Raw genomic sequence first — 18,370 nt, forward strand, 5'->3', positions numbered from 1 at the left:
CAGGCGGACAAGGCCGAAGCCGGCGCGCGGCGGACCGATATCGCCGCCGCCGAGGCGCAATGGAAGCGCGCGGCCGCGGCCGCCGAGCTGGCGCGTGTCACGTCCGAGCGGGTGGCCCGGCTGGCGCGGGACGGGGTGGTTGCCGGCCAGAAGCGCGACGAGGCGAATACCAACATGGTCGCCGCGCAGGAAGCCGAACGCGCGGCGCGGGCGCAATATGATGCGGCGCTGGCCGGGGCGCGCGTCGAGGATCGGCGGGCGGCGCGTGCGCAGGCTGCCCAGGCGCGCGGTGCGGCGCAGGAGGTGGCTGCGGCACGGGCCGAGACCCGCATCCTGGCACCGGCTGCCGGCGAGGTCGGGCGTCGCCTGGCCCAGCCGGGCGAGATCGTCGGGGCCGGCTTTCCGGTGCTGCTGCTCACCGAGGTCAGGGCACCGTGGGTGACGGTGACGCTGCGCGAGGACCAGATGGCCGGCATCCGCATCGGGCGCACGCTGTCCGGCATTGTGCCGGCGCTGGAGGGGCGGCCGGCACGCTTCACGGTGAGCTTCATGGCGCCGGCCGGGGATTATGCCACCTGGCGGGCGACGCGCCAGTCGAGCGGGTTCGACATCAAGGGCTTCGAGGTGCGGCTGGTCCCGGCGGAGTCGCTGCCCGGCCTGCGCCCCGGCATGTCGGTGCTGTTCGACTGGCCGCAATGACGGTCGCCGGCTTTCGCGCCAGCCTGGGGCGCGAATGCGCGTATCTGCGGCGAAACCCCTGGGACCTGGCCCTGCTCACCTGGCTGCCGTTGCTGCTGTGCGGGATCGTCGCCTGGCAGCTCTCGGGCGGGGTGGTGCGCGGACTGCCGGTGGTGCTGGTCGACCAGGATGGTGGCGGCATCGGCCGGGACCTGGCGATCCGGATCGAGGCGGCGCCCGGGCTGACGCTGGCGGCTCGGGTGCCGGACATGGCGGCGGCCGAACGCATGGTCCGCGCCCGGCAGGCGCAGGCGGCCGTGCTGGTGCCGTCGGACACGGCACGTCTTGCGCTGGCCGGGCAGGCGCCGGTGATCCTGTATTTCAATGCCAGCTATCCGGCGGCGGCGGCGGCTGTGCAGCGCGAGATGGCGGCGGTGGTGGACGCCGCCAACGGCCGGCTGTCGCGGGAGCGGATCGCGGCGGTGGCGCCGGCGGGAAGCGTGCGGCCGGCACCGGTGCGCGCCATCACCACTATCGCCTGGAACCCGCAGGCCAGCCAGGAGCAGCAGTTGGTCAGTTTGCTGCACCCGGCGCTGCTGCACCTGCTGTTCATGCTGGCCGTGGTGTCCGCCTTCGGGCGCGAATTGCGTGATGGGTCCATCGGTCCTTGGGCGCCGGATGCCGCCGCGCTGGCCGGCAAGGCTGCGCCCTATCTGCTCGCGTTCATGGGCTGGGCGCTGCTGGCCGTCGCCTGGCTGGCCGGCGTGCGCGGCTGGCAGGTGGCCGGGTCGCCGGCCCTGCTGCTGGTCGGCTATCTCATTATGTATCTTGCCTATCTGGGGGTGGCGCTGCTGCTAGTCGGCGCGACGCGGACGATGAGCCAGGCCCTGTCGGTCACCGGTATCTATGCAGGTGCCTCCTTCGCCTTTGCCGGCGCCATCTTCCCGCTCGATCAGGCGAGTGGCTTTGCGCGGGTCTGGGGCAACAGCCTGCCGTTCACCCATTTTGCCCGGCTGCTGGCGCGGACCTGGATTGCGGATGCGCCGCTGGACGTGGCCGCAGCGCCGCTGCTGCCGATGCTGTTCATCGCGCTGGTCACGGCGGTGCCGGGCGCTATCTTCTATCTGCGCGCGGCCCGCGCGCCGGCAAGCTGGGGCCGGCGCTGATGTGGGCGGCGTTCCGGGCGCTGTTTGCTGCGATCCTCGCCGATCGCGCCGCAGCGCTGCTGCTGTTCGCCTCGCCGCTGCTCTATGCCGGCTTCTATCCGAGCGCCTATACCGGCGAGGTGGTGGTGCAGGCGCCGGTGGTCGTGGTCGATCTCGATCGCACGGGTGCGAGCCGCGGGCTGATCACACGGGCCGCCGCCGTACAGCAGGCCCAGCTGGTCGGCAGCCTGGCCTCTGTGGCCGAGGCTGAAGCCTGGCTCGCAGAGGATCGCGCGGTCGCGGCGTTGATCATCCCTGCCGGTTTTGGGGCCGATATCGCCCGCGGCGGCGCCGGCACGGTGCTGCTGACCGGGAACGGCGCCCATCTTCTGCGCGCGTCCACGGCGCTATCGGGCATCGGCGTCGCGCTTGGCCAGTCAGGGCGCGAGGCCGCCCGCGACCAGACCCGTGCCCTCGGCCTGCCGGCCCCGCCGGCGCTGGCGCTGGTGCCGCGCCCGCTGTTCAACACGCGCGAAGGTTATGGCGCGGCGGTATTTCCGGGTGTGGCGTTCGTCATCGTCCACCAGAGCCTGCTGCTCGGCATCGCCCTGCTGGCCGGAACGGCCCGGGAGCGGCTGGGCGCGCCTTTGCGGCTGGTGCCGGCGCAACTGGCGGGCATCGCGCTGGCCGCCGTCTGCATCGGCCTTTTGGGTGTCGGCTGGTTCGCCGGCATGGTGTTCTGGTTGCAGGATTATCCGCGTGCCGCCGCGCCATTTGCCGACGTGCTGGCGGGTGCACTGTTGTTCGTGGTCGCCACCGTGGCGGCGTCGCTGGCGCTGGCCAGCTTCTTCCGGACCCGTGAACGGCCGTTGCAACTGGGACTGGCCGTGTCGCTGCCGCTGTTCTTCCTGTCGGGCCTGTCATGGCCGGCGGAAGCCACGCCGGCGCCCCTGGTGGCGCTGGCGCGGCTGTTTCCGACAACGCCGGGGCTCGAGCTGATGATCGGCCTGAACCAGATGGGCGGCCGGCTGAAAGACTATGCGCCGGCCGCGTGGAACCTGCTGCTACTTGCGGCGCTGTTCGGCGCTGTTGCGTTGAGCGGCCTGACACGGAACCCCCCGGCTCGCGCGGCCGTTCAGGACTGACGGGAGCACCCCAGCCTGCGGTGAAGCCGGGGCAACATCGAGGCAAGGGAACCGGGGGCAATCCCATCCGTGGTCACTGCATCCGATTGGTACTGTCGATTTCGCTCACAAGCGCCTGCTGGATACACTTGATCCAAAAATTCTATGCCGGGGGCGTTCCGCAGGCCCGCATCTGGATCGGCGGCGGAGCCCAGCCCGAGGCTTGGCGCCAGGCGGTGATCTGGTCGGCGATCAGCGGCAGCCGTTCGGGGGTGAGCTGGAGGCGCCCGTCTTTGAGCAGGGCCCAGGCGATGGGGCTCCGACTGGTCTCCAGCCATTTTGCCATGCCGGTAAAGGCCTCGACGATGGCGGCGGTGCAGGCCGGCTGGAGCGGCGGCTGGGTGGCGTGGACGATGCGGCCGCCCTTGAGCACGAAGATCGGCGCCTCGGGGACGGCGATGACGATGGCGAGACCGGTGGCGGCAAAGATCCGGCTGTGCTCGATGACGCCGCGTGCGGTGACCGACCATGTATCCCCGGTATGCGTGGCGGCGAGGCCCCATGGCATCAGTACCGAGCCGGCGATGGCATCGAAGCGCTCGAGTTCGGCGATGGCGGCGCGGCCGCTGACCAGCGGGCGACCCTGGTTGAGCTGGAAGGTGGCGTCCGCATCGTAGAAGGCGATGGTGGCGGCGAGGTCATGGGCGTTGTGGGCATCGAGCCAATCGTTGACAAGCGCGATGGCGCTGTCCGGGCTGGTCTGGGCGGCGGCGGGAAGGGCGGCCATCAGCGCCGCGGCGGCGAGGGCCTTCATTTCAGCGAGCGGGCAAAGGCCATCACGTCAACGTTGAAGCGCTCGGGACGCTCGGCGAAGGGAGAGTGGCCGACATCCGGATAGGCGATGCTACGGGCGTGGGGCAGCCTGGCGGCGGCAGCGGCGACAAGCGGAGGGGGGACGCTGGCATCGGCACCGCCGTGGATGAACAGCACCGGCAGGGTCAGCCGGGGGGCGAGATCCTGATTGTCCAGTTGCAGGCCGGCCATGGCGCGGCGGATCATCGGGCTCATCATGGTGACGGTCATCCGCTTCTGGTCAGCCTCCAGCGGGCTGGGCGGGGTCGCGGTCATCACCTCGGCGAGCCAGCCGGCGGCGTCGAACAGATCATGGTAATTGTCGACGCGGGCATTGCCGCGCGGCGGTGGGCTGGTGGTAGCGGGCGGCGGCGGCGGGACCAGGCCGGCGACGCTGCCGGCGAGCACCAGCCCGCGCGCGCAGCCGGCGCCACATTGGCGCAGATAGTTGAGGGCGACATGCCCGCCGAACGACCAGCCGACGATCAGCGGGCGCTCGGCCTTGAGCGCGGCGAGGACGGCGGCGATGTCGCCGGCCCAGATGGCGCGGTCGTTATAGGCATCGGCCGTCCACGGCTTGGCGGAGAGGCCATGGCCGCGCAGATCGAGCGCGATCAGCCGGTGGGTGCGGGCAATGTCGCCGATCTGGCGCTTGAAGGCGTTGGCGCCGAATGAGAAGCCGTGGATGAACAGGATCGGCGTGCCTTGCGGATTGCCCCATTCCTGCACAACGAGCGGCACATTGTTGGTGCCGGCGACGATGTGCGATTTCGGGCTGTTCGGCGATTGGGCATGGGCCGGGGCGAGGCAGGCCAGCAATAGCAGGGTGGCGATCAGCTTAGGCATTGGCGGGGAACTCCGGATGGTCGGCGAGGATGCGCCGGCGCAGTGGTTCCGGCACCGAGTCCCAGCCCGGGCATTTCAGCGCGTTGAGGCGCATCATGATCGATCCGCCGGCGGTGCCCATGTTCATCCAGGGACGAAAGCTGTTCAAGGTGGTGTATTGCATGGTGGCAGGGACGAAATCGCCGCCCCTGGCAACATCTGCCACCGAGGCCTCGAAATTGGCGAGCGAATTGGCGACGCGCGCCGGGGTGCCGGGCAGTTTGATGAACAGTTCCTCGGCCATCCAGATGCGGCTGTGCTTGATGTCCGGCGGGGTGATGCGGCCGGTATAGTCGAGGCCCTTGGGCAGCGCGGCCATGTCCGGCAGCACCTTGAGATCGGGCGTGAACAGGATCGTCTGCGGAGACAGATAATGTTCAGGGCTCATGGGCTCGCCGGTGAGGACATTGGCCATCGGACCGTCGGCGATCTCGCCCGTGCGAGGGTCGCCGTAATAGCCGGCTTCGGTGAGGGCGTAGCGGATATTGCCGTCTGGCAGCATGGTGATCGTGGAGCGACTGGCGCCGATCACCGAGACCATCGGGCGCAGCGGGTCGCCGTCCCGCCGCGCGAGCATATGGCCGCTGTATGACCACCAGGTGGTGCGCCCGGGCGGGGAGCAGCGGATGCGGGTGAAGATCTCCAGCGGAGTCAGTGAGGCCAGCGGGTTGGCGCGGCTGGCAGAGGGGAGGGCTGCGGCGGCGAGGGCGGCGGCGGCGAGCTCGCGACGGGTCAGGCTCATTTCGGCGGCGCCGGGGTGCGGGTGCGCATGTAGCGGGCGAGCGAGCTTTCGGCCTTGGTGATTTCGCGCGGGGCTTCGAGGAAATCGGGGTAGCGCTCCCGGGCCAGCGCAACGATGCGCGCGGGCATGCGGTCCAGGCTGGCCGACGACCCGGTGAAGCAGGTGTATTGGATGTTGCCGTCGGCCTGGCCCATCAGCATCCAGGGCTGCCAGGGGCGGCTGTGAACCCAGTTGCCGATGCTTTCGACCTTCTGGAGCGCGGCGTTCTGCAGGTCGGCGAGCGCGACGGTGAAGCTGTTCGCGTCCGAAATGGACACTTCTGCGCCGCTGCTTTCGCGCGGCCATTTGGCTGGGTCGAGCGGGTTCTTGGCGCGGATATGGGCGTGGATCTCTGTCATGGCGCGGTCGCCGACCTGTTGCCAGGGTAGCAGGAACGGTTTTACCTTGTCCGGAGCGCCGACGGTTTCGTAGAGGCCCTGTTCGCGGACAAAGGGCTTGATGGCGGAATTGATGGCCGGGTTGGCGAGGTGGACGACCTCGACCTCCTCCTCCGTATAGGGGTTCTGCCAGCGATCGAGGACCTGCCCGGCCGCGTCGGTGAAGAAGCCCAGTTCCTTGCGCAGCATCACCCAGCCGGGTTCGCCGGCGAGCGGTAGCAGGCGGACGGCGCCCATGCCGATGATGTTCATCAGGTCCCGCCCGGCCTCGCCGGGGCGGTGGCCGCTGACCCGGCCGCTGTACCAGCTATAGCTGGTGACATCGGGGTTCAGGCTGCCCGAGATGCGGGCATAGGCGCGGGCATTGCCTTCCGGCGTGGCCAGATCGATGAACGGACCGGACAGCGAGGGCGTGCCGGCTTTCGTCGCGGCGGCGAGTGCCGGGGTGGCGGCGACGGCAGCCGCCGCCGCCAGCCATTGCCGACGTGTCGTGTCAATCACTGGAAGTTGGCGCGCAGGGTGACGCCGAACTGCCGCTTGTTGGGCAGCATTACCTCGAAGGCGCGGGCGAGGCAGCTGGTGCTGGTGGCGCAGTCTGCGTTGCCGCGCAGGCTTTCGAATGTCCTGTCCTGGAACAGGTTGGTGACGAACACGGTCGCGCTGTAGCGGTCGTTCTTGATGCCGAGGCGCAGATTGACGTCAAGGCTGTCCCCGGTTTCGGTCAGGTTGAGGCTGTCGGCATAGCGGCTGCCGACATAGATGCCCTCGGCGCGCATGAACCAGCCGGCGGACTGGCCGAGATCGCCGTCGACCTGGGCGAAGGCGGTGCCGCTGATCTCCGGCGTCTGGGCGAGACGCTCGCCGTTGGGTCGGGCCTGAAGGAGGAAGCGGAGCTGGCCAGCTTCGCTCTGGTTGCCGCCGAGCGCCGTATGGTTCCAGGCGAAGTTGCCACCGAGTGTGAGGTGGCGGCCAGCACGGATGCTGGTGTCCAGCTCAAGGCCGTAGGCCTCGATGTCCGGGCCGTTGACGGTGACGAGAGTGCCGACGATCAGGCCATTGCCATCGATGTCTGCCAGCAGCGAGCGCAGATCCTGGCTGTCCTTCCACTTTGAATAATAGGCGTTGGCGTTGAAGGTCATGGCGCCATCGAGCAGGGTCGACTTGAAGCCGAGTTCATAGGACCAGATGGACTCGGGCGGGGCCAGCAGATCGATGGTCAGTTCCGGGAATGCGGCCTGGATGCGCGCCTTTTGCGCGTCGGTGCGGGCGGCATATTGCGAGTTGATGGTGGTGGGGCGCAGGCCCTTGGCGGCGCTGGCATAGACCAGAAGATCGTCACTCGGCTTATATTCGAGGATGGCGCGGGGCAGGAAGGCGTTGGTGGCGCCACTGAGCGTCTGGCCGGTGGCGCGGCTGAGCGTGTCCACCAGCTCGTCCCGCTGCCAGCGGCCTTCGAGCGACAGCGACAGCTCGTCGGTGAAGCTGTAGCCGAGCGAGGCGAAGCCGGCATAATTCCTGATCTTGCGGTCGACAATGACGCGCGGACCGGCCGTGACGGCCACCGAGCCGACGGGGAGACCGGCCGCGCCGAGCAGGCCGGCGCCGCCGATCAGGCCGGGATCGCGCTCGTAGAGCGTCTGGTGGAAGAAGGAGGCGCCGATCATCCAGCGGAACCGTGCCTCATCGGCGTTGGCCAGCCGCAGTTCGTGCGCATTGGAGCGCGAGTCGGTGCGGCGCGCGCCATAGTAATTATCCTCGGGCGACAGTTCGAAATCGTTGACGCGCTCGGCTTTTTCCTGGGAGTAGCCGCCGAGGTAGCTAAGGGTGAGGTCGTCGCCGATCTCCTGGTCGAGGGCCAGCGAGGTGAAGAAGAAGCTCCGCTCCAGCCCGGTGCGGCGCAGCCCGAGACGCTCGTTGCCGGGCGTGCTGTCGAACGGGGCGAAGCCGGGGAAGGCGACGATGCGCGCCGGGTTGGTAGGAAGGTCGTTCTGGCGCGGGGCTTCGCCGGTGGGGCGGAGCACGCCGCGATAGATGGTCTCGCCGTTCGGCAGGGTGAAATTATGGGTGGGCCGGCGGCCGACCAGCATAGCTGCGGCCGGGCCGTCGCGCTGTTCGACATAGGTGGCGGTGAATTTGGCCGAGAAGCGCTCGGTGGGAGTGAAATAGAGCTGGCCAGTGCCGCTGATGTCCTGTTGCGCGCCCAGCGCCGCGCCGTTGAGGGCGTTGGTATATTGTCCGCCGAAATCGCGGAAGCGGCCGGACAGGCGGGCAGACAGCTTGTCCTTGATCAGCGGAGCATCGAGGCTGGCGGAAATGTTATAGTCGTCATAGGTGGCGGCGGTGCCGCTGATCGTCGCGCGGATGTCGTTGCCGGGCGTCTTGGTGATGAAATTGATGGCGCCAGAGAAGGTGGACCGGCCGAACAGCGCGCTCTGCGGGCCGCGGATGACCTCGACACGCTCGATATTGTCGGTGTTGATGGCGGCGACGCCGCCGGTGAAATAAATGCCGTCGATGAAGATCGAGGCCAGCTCGCGGCTGGTATCGCCGACCGGCGGGGTGTTCTGCAGGCCGCGGATGAAGACCTGGCCATAGCCGCGATCGACGTTCTGGAACAGCTGGACGCCGGGCGCGAAGGCGGCGAGGCCTTCCAGGTTGAGGATGTTGGATGCTTCGAGCGTCTCGGCGGTGAAAGCCTGAACCGAGAGCGGCACATCCTGCAACGATTCGGCGCGCTTGCGGGCGGTGACGACGATTTCGGCACTGCCGGCTTCCGCGGCGTCGGCCGTCTCCTGGGCGGTGGCCGGGGCCGCGATGACCAACGCCGAGGCGCTGGCCAGAAGCAGGGTCAGAAGGCGTGACGTGTGCATGATCATGGCGGTTACCCCCGAGTGGCGGCCCCGTTGCCGGGCCTTTGCGTTTCGAGGCCGGAATGGGCGCGGACGGTGCCCAAAGCTCAAGAGGATTTACGCCGCTCGCCGCCATGCTGCATGAAATTTGGCGGTCGCGTGCACGACTGTCATTCATGCTGCATCATTTGCACGGGCCGGGACATGGTGCATAATCGGCGCGGCGGGATGCGCAGTCGGGGAGGACAGCAGGGCGGACATGAAGGCCGGAGGGGACCTGGCGACCAGGCGGATGACGCCCGGCCAATATGCGATGCTGCTGCTGGCGCCGCCGTTGATCATGGGATTTCTGGCCGGTGTCAGCCAGTTCGGCAGCGTTCGATTCGAGAGCCGGATCGTGCATGTCGGCTTCAGCCTGATGTCGATGCTGCCGAACTGGCTGGCGATGGAGCTCGGCAGCGCCGGCGCGGCGCTGGCGCTGCGGCCGTGGCGGCCGCCACTGTGGGTGGTGTTGCTCATCGGTGTGCTGGTGGCGACCCAGTTGCATGCGCCGTTCACGATCCTGCGCGACGCGCTGTTCGAGCCATTCCTGGAGCCGGGATCGCATTTCTTCCGGTCCTGGCCATGGAATTACGGGAACCCCGTCTATGCACTGGAATCGCTGTTCGCCATGCTAGGGCGGCTGGCGTTCTGGATGCCGGTCAACTTTCTTGTCGTCCAGCTCCTCGGCTTCCAGCGGTTCGGCTATGGCGATTTCTTTGACAGGCGGGAGGTCATGATCTCGGGCCCGGTGTCCGATACTATTCATGCACGACTGGTCGAGAAGGCTGAGAACGGGCAGGCGGTGCGGCCCAGCCTGTCGCTGCTGCTGCGGCGGTTGCCCGAGCGGATCGGGCGGGACATCATCTGCCTGAAGGCGCAGGAACATTATACCGAGGTGGTGACGCGCGGCGGCAGCGCGCTGGTGTATATGCGGTTTTCGGACGCGATGGGTGTGGTCGCGTCGGGCATCGACGGCGTGCAGGTGCACCGGTCCTACTGGGTAGCCTATGCGGCGATCGAGGGGTTCGAACGGGCCGACGGGCGCATCCAGATGCGGCTGGCGAACGGAGAGCGGCTGCCCGTAAGCCGGACCTACCAAAACCAGGTTAGAACGCTGAAGCCGGCTTGAAGATGACGCCGTACCGCCGGTTGATACCTATCGGGTGTCATTGCCAACGGGCGCTTATTCGGTAGCGCCGGTGTCAACACGCTCTGTTGTACGCCGCCATCGATTGCAGTCGGATTGACACGCCTTTTCCAGCGTTTTACCAAGAACTTAATTGCTGTATAGTTGCTTGGCTGTGTTACGGGTGACATAAATGGGCCGTTGGCACCAAGGTCGGAAGCGATCATCATGACCTTGGGAGCGGCCGATGCGTCGGCGTTTCTGGTGGGTGGTGGCGAAGCGGGCGCGTTGATTCGATCGCGCGACTGGTCGTATCCACTTGGTCCGGCCGGGCAATGGCCGCAAGCGCTCAAAACACTCGTCAGCGTTATGCTCGGCTCGAATCAACCGATGTTCGTGGTCTGGGGTCCTCAGCGTATCCTCTTGTATAACGACGGCTATGCCGAGATACTCGCCACCAAGCATCCCGAGGCGCTGGGCCGCGACTTTCTCGAAGTCTGGGCAGAGATTCGTGCCGATATCGCGCCGATCGTTGCGCAAGCCTATGCTGGCGATCCTGTGCGCATGGACGACATAGAGCTTGTCATGCATCGCCGTGGCTATCCCGAGGAAACTCATTTTGCCTTTTCCTACACCCCGGTGCGTGATGAGGACGGTATCGTCTGCGGCTTCTTCTGTCCGTGCGTCGAGATCACCGAACAGGTTCTTTCCGAACGTCGTCGACAGGCCGACGCAGCGCGTCAGCGCGGCTTGTTCGAGCAGGCACCGGGCTTCATTACCATTCTGAACGGCCCGTCGCATGTTTTCGAGTTTGTGAACGCGGCGTACAAGCGCCTGTTTGGCTATCGCGGCTATGTCGGCAAGAGTGTTCGCGAAGCCTTGCCCGAGCTTGCGGATCAGCCGTTCTTCAGCATTCTCGACCAAGTCTACGCCAGCGGGGAGCGCTTCGTAGCAGATCGTACACCAATCCGCCTCGTCGGTCCTGACGGCACGCAGACGGAGCGCTTTCTCGATTTCATCTTCGAGCCGGTTACTGATGAAACGGGCCAGGTAACGGGCATTTTCGTCGAAGGGCATGATGTCACCCAAGCGCGCCGTGCCGAAGACGCGTTGCGCGAGAGCGAGGCACGCATGCGCGCCGTCATCGATGCTGCGCCGATTGGACTGGTATTTGCGGACCCCACCGGGCGGATCACGGGTGCAAATGCACGCGTAGAGGAGATTATCGGCAGGACCATCGCCTTTTCCACGGATATCCGGGACTATCGTGATGTTTACGTCGCCTATCACGCCGACGGTCGGCAGGTTGAAGCGGACGAATACCCGCTCGCGCATGTCGTTGACGCCGGCAAGGATAGGGCGGAGCTGGACGTGCAGGCCCGATTGCCTGACGGCTCTCTCAAATGGGTCCGCCATATCGCCACATCCATGCGGGATCAGCACGGCGATCTTATCGGGGCCGTCGTGGCCTCTCTGGATATCGACCCGGAGAAGCGTTTTGCCGAAAATCTTGAGCGCGCCGTCGATAAGGCTGTGGCCGATCGCGAGGAAGCCCTGGCACAGGTTCACCAGATGCAGAAGATGGAAACGATCGGCCAGCTCACCGGCGGCGTTGCCCATGATTTCAACAATCTGCTGACGCCGATCATCGGGTCGCTGGACATGCTGGTCCGTCGCGCTGTCGGTAATGAACGGGAGCGCCGGCTTATCGACGGCGCCCTGCAATCGGCAGAAAGAGCGAAGATTCTGGTCCAACGTCTTTTGGCGTTCGCGCGGCGCCAGCCGCTGCAGACCATGGCTATCGATGTCGTGCGTCTTGTCGACAACAGCGTCGGTCTGATGGAATCGACGCTGGGGCCGACGATCAATATTCGGATTGATGTGGCGCCGAATTTGCCGCTTGCTGTTGGCGATGTCAGCCAGCTTGAAATGGCGCTGCTCAATCTGGCGGTCAATGCCCGCGATGCGATGCCACAAGGCGGCGATCTCACGATTTCGGCCTCGCTCGATCAAGTCGGGGCCGATCATCAGTTTGGGCTGGACCAGGGCCGCTATGTCCATCTCAGCGTCCGCGACACCGGGACCGGCATGGACAAGGCCACCCTGCAACGCGCGATCGAGCCGTTTTTTTCGACCAAGGGCGTGGGGCAAGGAACGGGGCTCGGTCTTTCCATGGCCCACGGCCTGATGGCGCAGCTCGGGGGGGCACTAACCGTGGAAAGTGAGCCTGGCCAAGGTACGAGCGTTGGGTTGTGGCTACCCGTCTCGGCCGGCGCGGCGGACGGCGGCGAAAGCCCGGTTGAAACAACCCCCATTCCCAGCGCGCGCGGCACGGTCCTGCTGGTCGACGATGAGGGGCTCGTCCGTATGTTCACGGCCGATATGTTGGCCGACCTGGGCTATGAGGTCGTCGAGGCGGCGTCGGCCGAGGAGGCTCTGCAACTGATCCGCGAAGGTCTCGAACCAAGCGTACTGGTCACCGATCACCTGATGCCGGGCATGAACGGCGGCCAACTGGCGCGTACGTTGCGGTCCCAGAAACCGACACTGCCCGTTCTCGTTGTCTCAGGCTATGCCGAAGAGGCAGGGATAGATCCGGATGTGGCGCGATTGACCAAGCCGTTTCGCAACGCCGAACTGGCGAAGAGCCTTTCGGACTTGTTGGTCGGCGCCAAGGCGTAGCGTCGTAGCGCGAGCGCTGCGTTCATACCGTCAGCAAGCCGCCGTCCACCGTCAGCGTGGTACCAGACACATAGGCCCCGGCCCGCGACGCCAGATAGAGGATCGCCCCGCCGATATCCTCGGGGGTGCCGAGCCGCCCGGCGGGTATGCCGGCGATCATCTGCTGTTCGAGGTCTGGCACCGCTGCGAAGAAGCCGCCGGTCATGTCCGAGGGGAAGAACCCCGGCGCCAGCGCGTTGACCGTGATCCCGCGCCGCGTCAGGTCCGAGGCCAGCGCCACGGTCAGCCGCTGGATCGCGGCTTTGGATGCCGCATAGGCGAACGCGTCGTTGCTCTTTGCCCAGAGAGCGCCGACCGAACCGATGTTGATGACTCTCGCCGGATCGCCCGCCGCCGCCGCCGCCTCAAGCTGCAACAGCAGCCCCTGTGCGATGAAGAACGGCGCGCGCAAATTGACCGACATTGCATGATCGAAGTCTGCAGCACTGACCGATCCGATCGGTGCCGTGCTGAACACGCCGGCATTGTTGACGAGGATGTGCACGCGCGGGCAGCGGCCGGCGATATCAGCCACCATGGCCTCCACACCCGCCATCTCGGACAGGTCATGTGCATGAAAATGGCAGGTGCCATGCTCGGCAAGCGCCTCGACGAACGCCATGCCCTTTATGGCATCGCGCGCCACGACATGCACCTCCGCCCCTGCATGCACCAGCGTTGTGGCGATCATCGCCCCCACGCCCTTGGCGCCGCCGGTGACTATGGCCACCTTGCCCCGGACGGAAAATAGCCGGTCAACGATATTGGTCATGGATTAGTCCTCAAGAAGCCGGCGCATGCCGCCTCCAGGGCGACGATCGGTTTCCGATCGCACATTATCGCCGCAAGGCGAAATCATCAGGCTTCCTCGACACGCGCAATCACGCGCGGCACTTCCGCAAGCAGTTCGCGCGCCAGAAACCCGACCCGGCCGATCCGCCGGCCAAGCCGCTTGCCCGCCTTGCCATGCACATAGACGGCCCAGATCGTCGCGGCGAGCGGGGACGCGCCGCGCGCCAGCAGACCGCAGACGATCCCGGCGAGCGTGTCGCCGGAGCCCGAAGTTGCCAATCCTACACCCCCGCCGGCAAAGCGGAACAGCTGGCCATCGGGTGTGGCGACAATGGTGTTCGGACCCTTCAGCGCCACGATGGCGCCGAACCGGGCGGCGGCGCGCTGGGCGACAGCCTCCGGCTCGACCAGAACCTCGTCGCGGCCAATGTCCATCAGCGTCGCCATTTCGCCGCCATGCGGGGTGAGGACGGTGCGTCCATGACGGGCCAGCATCAGTGCCTTGAGCGACGGCAGCGCGGACAGCGCAGCGGCATCGAGCACGAGCGCCGGCGCCCCCGGATCAAGGCCAAGCACGGCCGCCGTCAGGCCCTCCGTGCCCGGTCCGCTGGCCATGCCAGGCCCCAGCAACACGGCATCGCTATGCGTCACGCGCGGCAGCAAGGCGCCGGCGGCAGTGGCCGAGATCGCGCCATCCAGCTCGTCGACGCCAGCAACCAGCGCCTCGGGGATTGCCAGCGCCAGCAGCGGCGCTACCGATGTGCAGGTCATCATCTGCAGCTTGCCCGCCCCGGCGCGCAACGCCCCCACGCCCGACAGCAGCAGCGCCCCAGGCATGGCGACACAGCCGCCAACCACCAGCACCCGGCCGCGCGCATCCTTGTCGACATCGCCATCATGAGCCGGCAGCGCCATGGTGCGGAGCAATCGCTTGTTGATCCTGACCGCGCCCGTCATCCCGCGGCGACCGGCTGGTCGGGCGCGCTGGTGACCGGCGTGGCCTCTTCGGTCATCGGGGCGGTGAAATTATAGATCAGCAGGCGCGGGCATTCCCGCCCGCGCTCATCCGCGATGAACTCATATTCGGTGACGCTGCAATTGGCGACATCCTCCGCCCGGTCGATCGCCAGGATCGCCGCCTCGTCATGCCCTTCGAGGATATAGCGTAAACAGAGCACGACCACCTGATGCGCCACGATCAACACGCGCTGTCCGGCATGGTGGAGGCTGATCGTGTCGAGCAGCGCCCGCAGCCGCAGAATGACATCGGCCCAGCTCTCGCCCCCCGGAGGGCGGTGATAGAATTTGCCGACCAGTGTCAGTGCTTCCGCCTGCTGCGGATGCAGCGCCGTTATCCCGCTGCGGGTCAGCCGATCGAGAATGCCGAACTCGCGTTCTCGCAGCCGCTCGTCGATCACCTTGTCGTGCACGACCGTACTAGCCTCGGCCACCAGCTCGGCGGTCTGCCGCGTGCGAACAAAGGGCGATGCGAGGATGACATCGGGCCCTTCGTCGAGCGCCGCGAACCAATGGCCCAACGCTCGCGCCTGCTGCCTTCCCAGCGGGCTCAGCGGGACATCGGCGTCGCGCATGTCGAGCTGGATGTGCGGGTGACCGGCCGCCTCGGCTGCCGCCGCCGCGACATTGCCGGCGCTTTCGCCGTGTCGGACGATCCACAGCCGCTGCGGCCAACGCTGGCTCATCGCACGGCCTCCGCTGATGCTCGGCGCGGCGCCATTGCCGCTCGAACCACCACGGCAGTCGACAGCAGGATCATCGAAACCAGCGCGCCAATGGACAACAAGCCGGTCGTGCTGACATCCACGTCGAGCCGCATGCTTGTTCGTTCGCCGATGTGGAAGACGGCTTTGGCGATCTGTCTGTCGGCGTCCAGTGTCATGCGCTTTCAACAACGCCGGCAGTCCATAGTTCAATGGTTGCAGTGGCCAGCCGCGCATCGCGGCCAGCCACTGGGGACATCACCGGCGTGGAACGGTCCAGAGATAGATCATCCGACCATTCACTTCCTGCTCGCGCTCCGGCTTCCAGTCCCCCATCAGAAAGGCGTGGCTGACGATGCGGGTGCCGGGCTTCAGCGTCTTCAGCGTCGGCATCAGCTTTTCATTGAGCTGGGGCAGCAAATAGAGGGTTACCACCGTCGCATCCGAAAAATCGGTCTGGAACAGGTCGGCATTCTTGAAGGTGACCGCGTTTGTTACACCCGCTTGCTGGGCGTTGGCGTTCGCCTCCTTGATGCGCTGCGGGTCGATATCGATCCCTACCGCCCTGATCTTGAATTTCTTGGCGGCGGTAACCGGAATGCGACCGTCGCCCGACCCGAGATCATAGAGCACATCACCGTCACGCACCCCGGCCATGGTGATCATCGCATCGACGACATCCTGGGGGGTGGGGACGAAGATGACATCGGGCACGCGGGCGGCCGTCGTGGTCGAAGGCTGGGCGGCCTGGGCGAGAACGCCCTGGGCGCTGGTGACGGCCAGAGCGGCCGCAAGCATGGGTGCGAAAATCTTCACGATGATTTTTCCTCTCGGGATGGTGGTTGCAGGACCAGCAGCATCACACCCCCGACGACCAGCACAGCAATGCCGACCAGGGCGCCAACGCCGGTGTAAACAACACTCGACCACAGCATATAGATGCAGGTCAGACAAAATATTGCTGGCAGCACCGGGTACAGCGGCACGCGAAACGGCCGCGGCGCGTCCGGTTCGCGATATCGCAGCACGAAAAGGCCGACGCCGACAAGCAAGAGGAATGTCCAGAACACCGGCGCGGTATAGTCAACCGCCAGCGCAAAGCCGTCCCTGGCAAAAGCCCCACCGGCGACGAGCAGAAGTGCCACCCCGCCCTGGGCAATGATCGCATTGCCAGGCGTGTCGCGGCCGGATGTCCAGCGGCCCAGCCAGCCGAGCGCCGGCACGTCACGGCCGAGCGCATAGCTGCTGCGGGCACCGGTGATCACCGTGGCATTCGCCGATGTCAGCGCGGCCAACGCAATGGCCAGGCTGATCAGCGCCGCCCCGGGTGCACCCCAGGCGGCGCGCATCACATCGGCGGCAACGGCGTCGGACCCGGCCATGCCGGCCATGCCGAGTGCGCGGACAAAGGCCAGATTGGCGAGCAGGTAGATGACCGTGACGATCAGCAGCCCGGTCACCATGATCATCCCCATGCGCCGCGGCGAGCCTTTGAGCTCCGCGGTGACATAAACAGTCTCGCTCCAGCCGCCATAGGTCAGCAGCACGAAGACCATCATCATGCCGATGGCGCTGCTGCCGGAGGTCGTTGCCGGTGCGTCTCCTGGGGCGGCTGGCGCCACCAGCAGCCCGGCGATGATTACCACGACCAGCCCGATCACCACGATCAGCGTCAGCCACCATTGCGCTTGTGCGCCGATACGCACGCCGGTCCAGTTGAGGGCGCAGACCAGCAGGACCGTCAGCGCCGCATAGACCGTGGATGACAGCGGCCCGAGCGGGGCGATGACCGACAGATAGTCGCCGACCACATAGGCCAGCAGCGCGACCGATCCGGTCTGAATCACCGAGAGCCGCGCCCAGCCATAGAGAAAGGCCAGCCGTCGCCCATAGGCGCGCTCGAGAAAATGATAGTCGCCGCCAACATCGGGAAAGGCCGAGGCCATTTCAGCATAGCAGAGCGCCCCGATGATCGACAACAATCCCCCGACGACCCAGGCCAGCAGCATCACATCGACGCTGCCGGCGTTCCCGGCGACCAGCGACGGCGAGCGAAAGATCCCGGCGCCGATCACCACGCCGATCGTAAGCGCCAGCACCTCATAGGCGCGCAAGGTCTGGCGCGGCGAGTTCGCCGGCCCCTTCGGCGATGACTCCGTCATCCGCGGTTACGTGGGCGCCATCCTGCGACGCACCCGGTACACGACCATGGATCCAGACTCTTATCCATGCCCGAACATGCCCCGGTGCCGCACGGGTTTCAACCCGCGTCGGCGGCATGGCCGGATCAGCGCGTTTCGATCAGCTCGATCAGCTCGCCATGATAGCCAGTGATGGTCAGGCTCTCGCCCCGCGTCGCTGTTGCGGCGATGGCTGGGCCGGCAGCGCGGGCCCGGAACGGCGCCAGGTCGGGCGTCGTCATCGACACCAGAGCGACGCCGGCCGGCAGCAGTCCCGGTTGACGATGCGCCTCGCCCGTCCGGTCCGGCAGATGCGTCGGCATGCCGTCGATCTCGATATAATTCTCGGGCGCGAGTTCCACGGTGCCGACGAAATATTCATGGGTTTCTCCAAAGCCATGGGCGCGGGCGATGAAGGGCACCGCCGCCTCGAACGTGTCCTTCTTCGGGCAGCCAAATTCACTGTGATAATGGTCCATGCAGCCATGGACATCGCGTGTCGCGAGAATGGCGATGAACATCCGGTCGACGTCGGACTGGGCGTGCGGCAGCACATAGTCATCGAGCTGGCGGTTGATCTGGGTCAGGTACAGCACCTCACCGAACGGACCTTGAACCTGGCCGGCGCGCAGCGCGCCCTTTGAGAACTCCAGGTCTTCGGCCGCGCCCAGCACCTCGAACCCGGCCGCTTTCAGGCGCTCGATCGTCGTATCGCTGCTGGTCACGGTGAACTCGAGCGCCGTCCAGCCGGTGCTCAGATAGGGCGCCGCCGGCGGCGTGTCCGGCTGTTCGACAAAGCGCAGGTGGAACGGCGCGCCCGAGCGCGGGGCCAGCACGCCGAAGCGGGCGCCAGCGACGCCCAGCGCACCCCAGCTGGCGGCGACGTTAGCCGCGATCCGTCCATTCTCGACAGGTTCGAAGCCCAATGTGTCGGTGTAGAGCGCCATCGCCCGGTCGACATCCTGGCAGACAATGGTGGCGCCGCGAAACGGGCCGAGGCGGGCAGGGGTAGCGGTCATGATGAACCTTTCTGGGGATCAGGGGCTTGCAGTCGCCAGCAGTGACGCATCACGCTG

At 66.6% G+C, this 18,370-nt stretch carries 17 protein-coding genes; 5 read left to right on the forward strand and 12 right to left on the reverse strand.

Annotated elements, in window-relative coordinates; all coding sequences use genetic code 11:
• The 3 genes from ACTIFJ_RS01050 to ACTIFJ_RS01060 form a co-directional block, all read left to right on the forward strand.
• On the forward strand, positions 1–699 hold a 699-nt coding region (locus ACTIFJ_RS01050; protein ID WP_439532222.1), incomplete at its 5' end, for an HlyD family secretion protein.
• Positions 696–1,844 carry an ABC transporter permease gene (locus tag ACTIFJ_RS01055; RefSeq protein WP_439532223.1) on the forward strand — a complete coding sequence of 383 codons (1,149 nt, stop codon included), beginning with the start codon at positions 696–698 and terminating at the stop codon, positions 1,842–1,844. The genes ACTIFJ_RS01050 and ACTIFJ_RS01055, both read left to right, overlap by 4 nt.
• Positions 1,844–2,968, forward strand: coding sequence for an ABC transporter permease (locus tag ACTIFJ_RS01060; RefSeq protein ID WP_439532224.1), 1,125 nt, complete (start codon positions 1,844–1,846; stop codon positions 2,966–2,968). Before ACTIFJ_RS01055 ends, ACTIFJ_RS01060 begins: the two co-directional genes overlap by 1 nt.
• A gap of 142 nt (positions 2,969–3,110) precedes the next feature.
• Here the strand turns inward: ACTIFJ_RS01060 and ACTIFJ_RS01065 are convergent, their stop codons facing one another.
• Genes ACTIFJ_RS01065 through ACTIFJ_RS01085 form a run of 5 tightly spaced genes read right to left on the reverse strand, consistent with a single transcriptional unit; the run spans position 3,111 to position 8,739 of the window.
• Positions 3,111–3,761: a hypothetical protein gene (locus ACTIFJ_RS01065; RefSeq protein WP_439532225.1), complete on the reverse strand. Its 651-nt coding sequence runs from the start codon at positions 3,759–3,761 to the stop codon at positions 3,111–3,113.
• Positions 3,758–4,645, reverse strand: a complete 888-nt coding sequence (locus tag ACTIFJ_RS01070; protein ID WP_439532226.1) for an alpha/beta fold hydrolase — start codon at positions 4,643–4,645, stop codon at positions 3,758–3,760. The genes ACTIFJ_RS01065 and ACTIFJ_RS01070 overlap by 4 nt, the downstream gene beginning before the upstream one ends.
• Positions 4,638–5,426, reverse strand: a complete 789-nt coding sequence (locus ACTIFJ_RS01075; RefSeq protein ID WP_439532227.1) for a hypothetical protein — start codon at positions 5,424–5,426, stop codon at positions 4,638–4,640. The genes ACTIFJ_RS01070 and ACTIFJ_RS01075 overlap by 8 nt, the downstream gene beginning before the upstream one ends.
• Positions 5,423–6,364, reverse strand: a complete 942-nt coding sequence (locus ACTIFJ_RS01080) for a DUF1838 family protein (RefSeq protein WP_439532228.1) — start codon at positions 6,362–6,364, stop codon at positions 5,423–5,425. The genes ACTIFJ_RS01075 and ACTIFJ_RS01080 overlap by 4 nt, the downstream gene beginning before the upstream one ends.
• A complete protein-coding gene (locus ACTIFJ_RS01085) occupies positions 6,361–8,739 on the reverse strand; it encodes a TonB-dependent receptor (protein ID WP_439532229.1) in 2,379 nt (792 codons plus the stop codon). The genes ACTIFJ_RS01080 and ACTIFJ_RS01085 overlap by 4 nt, the downstream gene beginning before the upstream one ends.
• A gap of 232 nt (positions 8,740–8,971) precedes the next feature.
• Between ACTIFJ_RS01085 and ACTIFJ_RS01090 the strand changes: the two genes are divergently transcribed.
• Together ACTIFJ_RS01090 and ACTIFJ_RS01095 are read left to right on the forward strand one after the other, a co-directional pair.
• A complete protein-coding gene (locus ACTIFJ_RS01090; RefSeq protein ID WP_439532230.1) occupies positions 8,972–9,883 on the forward strand; it encodes a LytTR family DNA-binding domain-containing protein in 912 nt (303 codons plus the stop codon).
• 225 nt (positions 9,884–10,108) lie between these two features.
• Complete coding sequence (locus ACTIFJ_RS01095) at positions 10,109–12,562, forward strand: PAS domain-containing protein (RefSeq protein ID WP_439532231.1); 2,454 nt, start codon at positions 10,109–10,111, stop codon at positions 12,560–12,562.
• Between the two features lie 22 nt (positions 12,563–12,584).
• On the opposite strand, the gene ACTIFJ_RS01100 is transcribed toward ACTIFJ_RS01095, so the two are convergent.
• The 7 genes from ACTIFJ_RS01100 to ACTIFJ_RS01130 all read right to left on the reverse strand — a co-directional run bounded on the left by ACTIFJ_RS01100 (position 12,585) and on the right by ACTIFJ_RS01130 (position 18,313).
• A complete protein-coding gene (locus tag ACTIFJ_RS01100) occupies positions 12,585–13,373 on the reverse strand; it encodes an SDR family oxidoreductase (protein ID WP_439532232.1) in 789 nt (262 codons plus the stop codon).
• A gap of 86 nt (positions 13,374–13,459) precedes the next feature.
• Positions 13,460–14,350, reverse strand: coding sequence for an NAD(P)H-hydrate dehydratase (locus ACTIFJ_RS01105; protein WP_439532233.1), 891 nt, complete (start codon positions 14,348–14,350; stop codon positions 13,460–13,462).
• On the reverse strand, positions 14,347–15,096 hold the full coding sequence (locus ACTIFJ_RS01110) for a histidine phosphatase family protein (protein ID WP_439532234.1): 750 nt from the start codon (positions 15,094–15,096) through the stop codon (positions 14,347–14,349). Before ACTIFJ_RS01110 ends, ACTIFJ_RS01105 begins: the two co-directional genes overlap by 4 nt.
• Positions 15,093–15,293, reverse strand: coding sequence for a hypothetical protein (locus ACTIFJ_RS01115; protein ID WP_439532235.1), 201 nt, complete (start codon positions 15,291–15,293; stop codon positions 15,093–15,095). Before ACTIFJ_RS01115 ends, ACTIFJ_RS01110 begins: the two co-directional genes overlap by 4 nt.
• A 79-nt stretch (positions 15,294–15,372) precedes the next feature.
• Positions 15,373–15,912 (reverse strand): SAM-dependent methyltransferase, encoded by a 540-nt coding sequence (locus ACTIFJ_RS01120; protein ID WP_439532236.1) that lies wholly within the window; start codon positions 15,910–15,912, stop codon positions 15,373–15,375.
• Between the two features lie 14 nt (positions 15,913–15,926).
• Positions 15,927–17,276 (reverse strand): APC family permease, encoded by a 1,350-nt coding sequence (locus ACTIFJ_RS01125; RefSeq protein ID WP_439532237.1) that lies wholly within the window; start codon positions 17,274–17,276, stop codon positions 15,927–15,929.
• A 125-nt stretch (positions 17,277–17,401) separates the two neighbouring features.
• Complete coding sequence (locus ACTIFJ_RS01130) at positions 17,402–18,313, reverse strand: VOC family protein (RefSeq protein ID WP_439532238.1); 912 nt, start codon at positions 18,311–18,313, stop codon at positions 17,402–17,404.
• Positions 18,314–18,370: the final 57 nt, after the last annotated feature.

It is taken from the genome of Polymorphobacter sp. (genome assembly GCF_051860865.1).
Classification (GTDB): Bacteria; Pseudomonadota; Alphaproteobacteria; order Sphingomonadales; family Sphingomonadaceae; genus Sandarakinorhabdus.

What these genes read in the sequence shown, in the direction of transcription:
- ACTIFJ_RS01070 (WP_439532226.1), bottom strand. Translation starts at nt 4,645, where the DNA reads ATGCCTAAGCTGATCGCCACCCTGCTATTGCTGGCCTGCCTCGCCCCG.
- ACTIFJ_RS01075 (WP_439532227.1), bottom strand. Translation starts at nt 5,426, where the DNA reads ATGAGCCTGACCCGTCGCGAGCTCGCCGCCGCCGCCCTCGCCGCCGCA.
- ACTIFJ_RS01100 (WP_439532232.1), bottom strand. Translation starts at nt 13,373, where the DNA reads ATGACCAATATCGTTGACCGGCTATTTTCCGTCCGGGGCAAGGTGGCC.
- ACTIFJ_RS01120 (WP_439532236.1), bottom strand. Translation starts at nt 15,912, where the DNA reads ATGCTTGCGGCCGCTCTGGCCGTCACCAGCGCCCAGGGCGTTCTCGCC.
- ACTIFJ_RS01055 (WP_439532223.1), top strand. Translation starts at nt 696, where the DNA reads ATGACGGTCGCCGGCTTTCGCGCCAGCCTGGGGCGCGAATGCGCGTAT.
- ACTIFJ_RS01085 (WP_439532229.1), bottom strand. Translation starts at nt 8,739, where the DNA reads ATGATCATGCACACGTCACGCCTTCTGACCCTGCTTCTGGCCAGCGCC.
- ACTIFJ_RS01125 (WP_439532237.1), bottom strand. Translation starts at nt 17,276, where the DNA reads ATGACGGAGTCATCGCCGAAGGGGCCGGCGAACTCGCCGCGCCAGACC.
- ACTIFJ_RS01065 (WP_439532225.1), bottom strand. Translation starts at nt 3,761, where the DNA reads ATGAAGGCCCTCGCCGCCGCGGCGCTGATGGCCGCCCTTCCCGCCGCC.
- ACTIFJ_RS01115 (WP_439532235.1), bottom strand. Translation starts at nt 15,293, where the DNA reads ATGACACTGGACGCCGACAGACAGATCGCCAAAGCCGTCTTCCACATC.
- ACTIFJ_RS01095 (WP_439532231.1), top strand. Translation starts at nt 10,109, where the DNA reads ATGACCTTGGGAGCGGCCGATGCGTCGGCGTTTCTGGTGGGTGGTGGC.
- ACTIFJ_RS01110 (WP_439532234.1), bottom strand. Translation starts at nt 15,096, where the DNA reads ATGAGCCAGCGTTGGCCGCAGCGGCTGTGGATCGTCCGACACGGCGAA.
- ACTIFJ_RS01060 (WP_439532224.1), top strand. Translation starts at nt 1,844, where the DNA reads ATGTGGGCGGCGTTCCGGGCGCTGTTTGCTGCGATCCTCGCCGATCGC.
- ACTIFJ_RS01090 (WP_439532230.1), top strand. Translation starts at nt 8,972, where the DNA reads ATGAAGGCCGGAGGGGACCTGGCGACCAGGCGGATGACGCCCGGCCAA.
- ACTIFJ_RS01105 (WP_439532233.1), bottom strand. Translation starts at nt 14,350, where the DNA reads ATGACGGGCGCGGTCAGGATCAACAAGCGATTGCTCCGCACCATGGCG.
- ACTIFJ_RS01130 (WP_439532238.1), bottom strand. Translation starts at nt 18,313, where the DNA reads ATGACCGCTACCCCTGCCCGCCTCGGCCCGTTTCGCGGCGCCACCATT.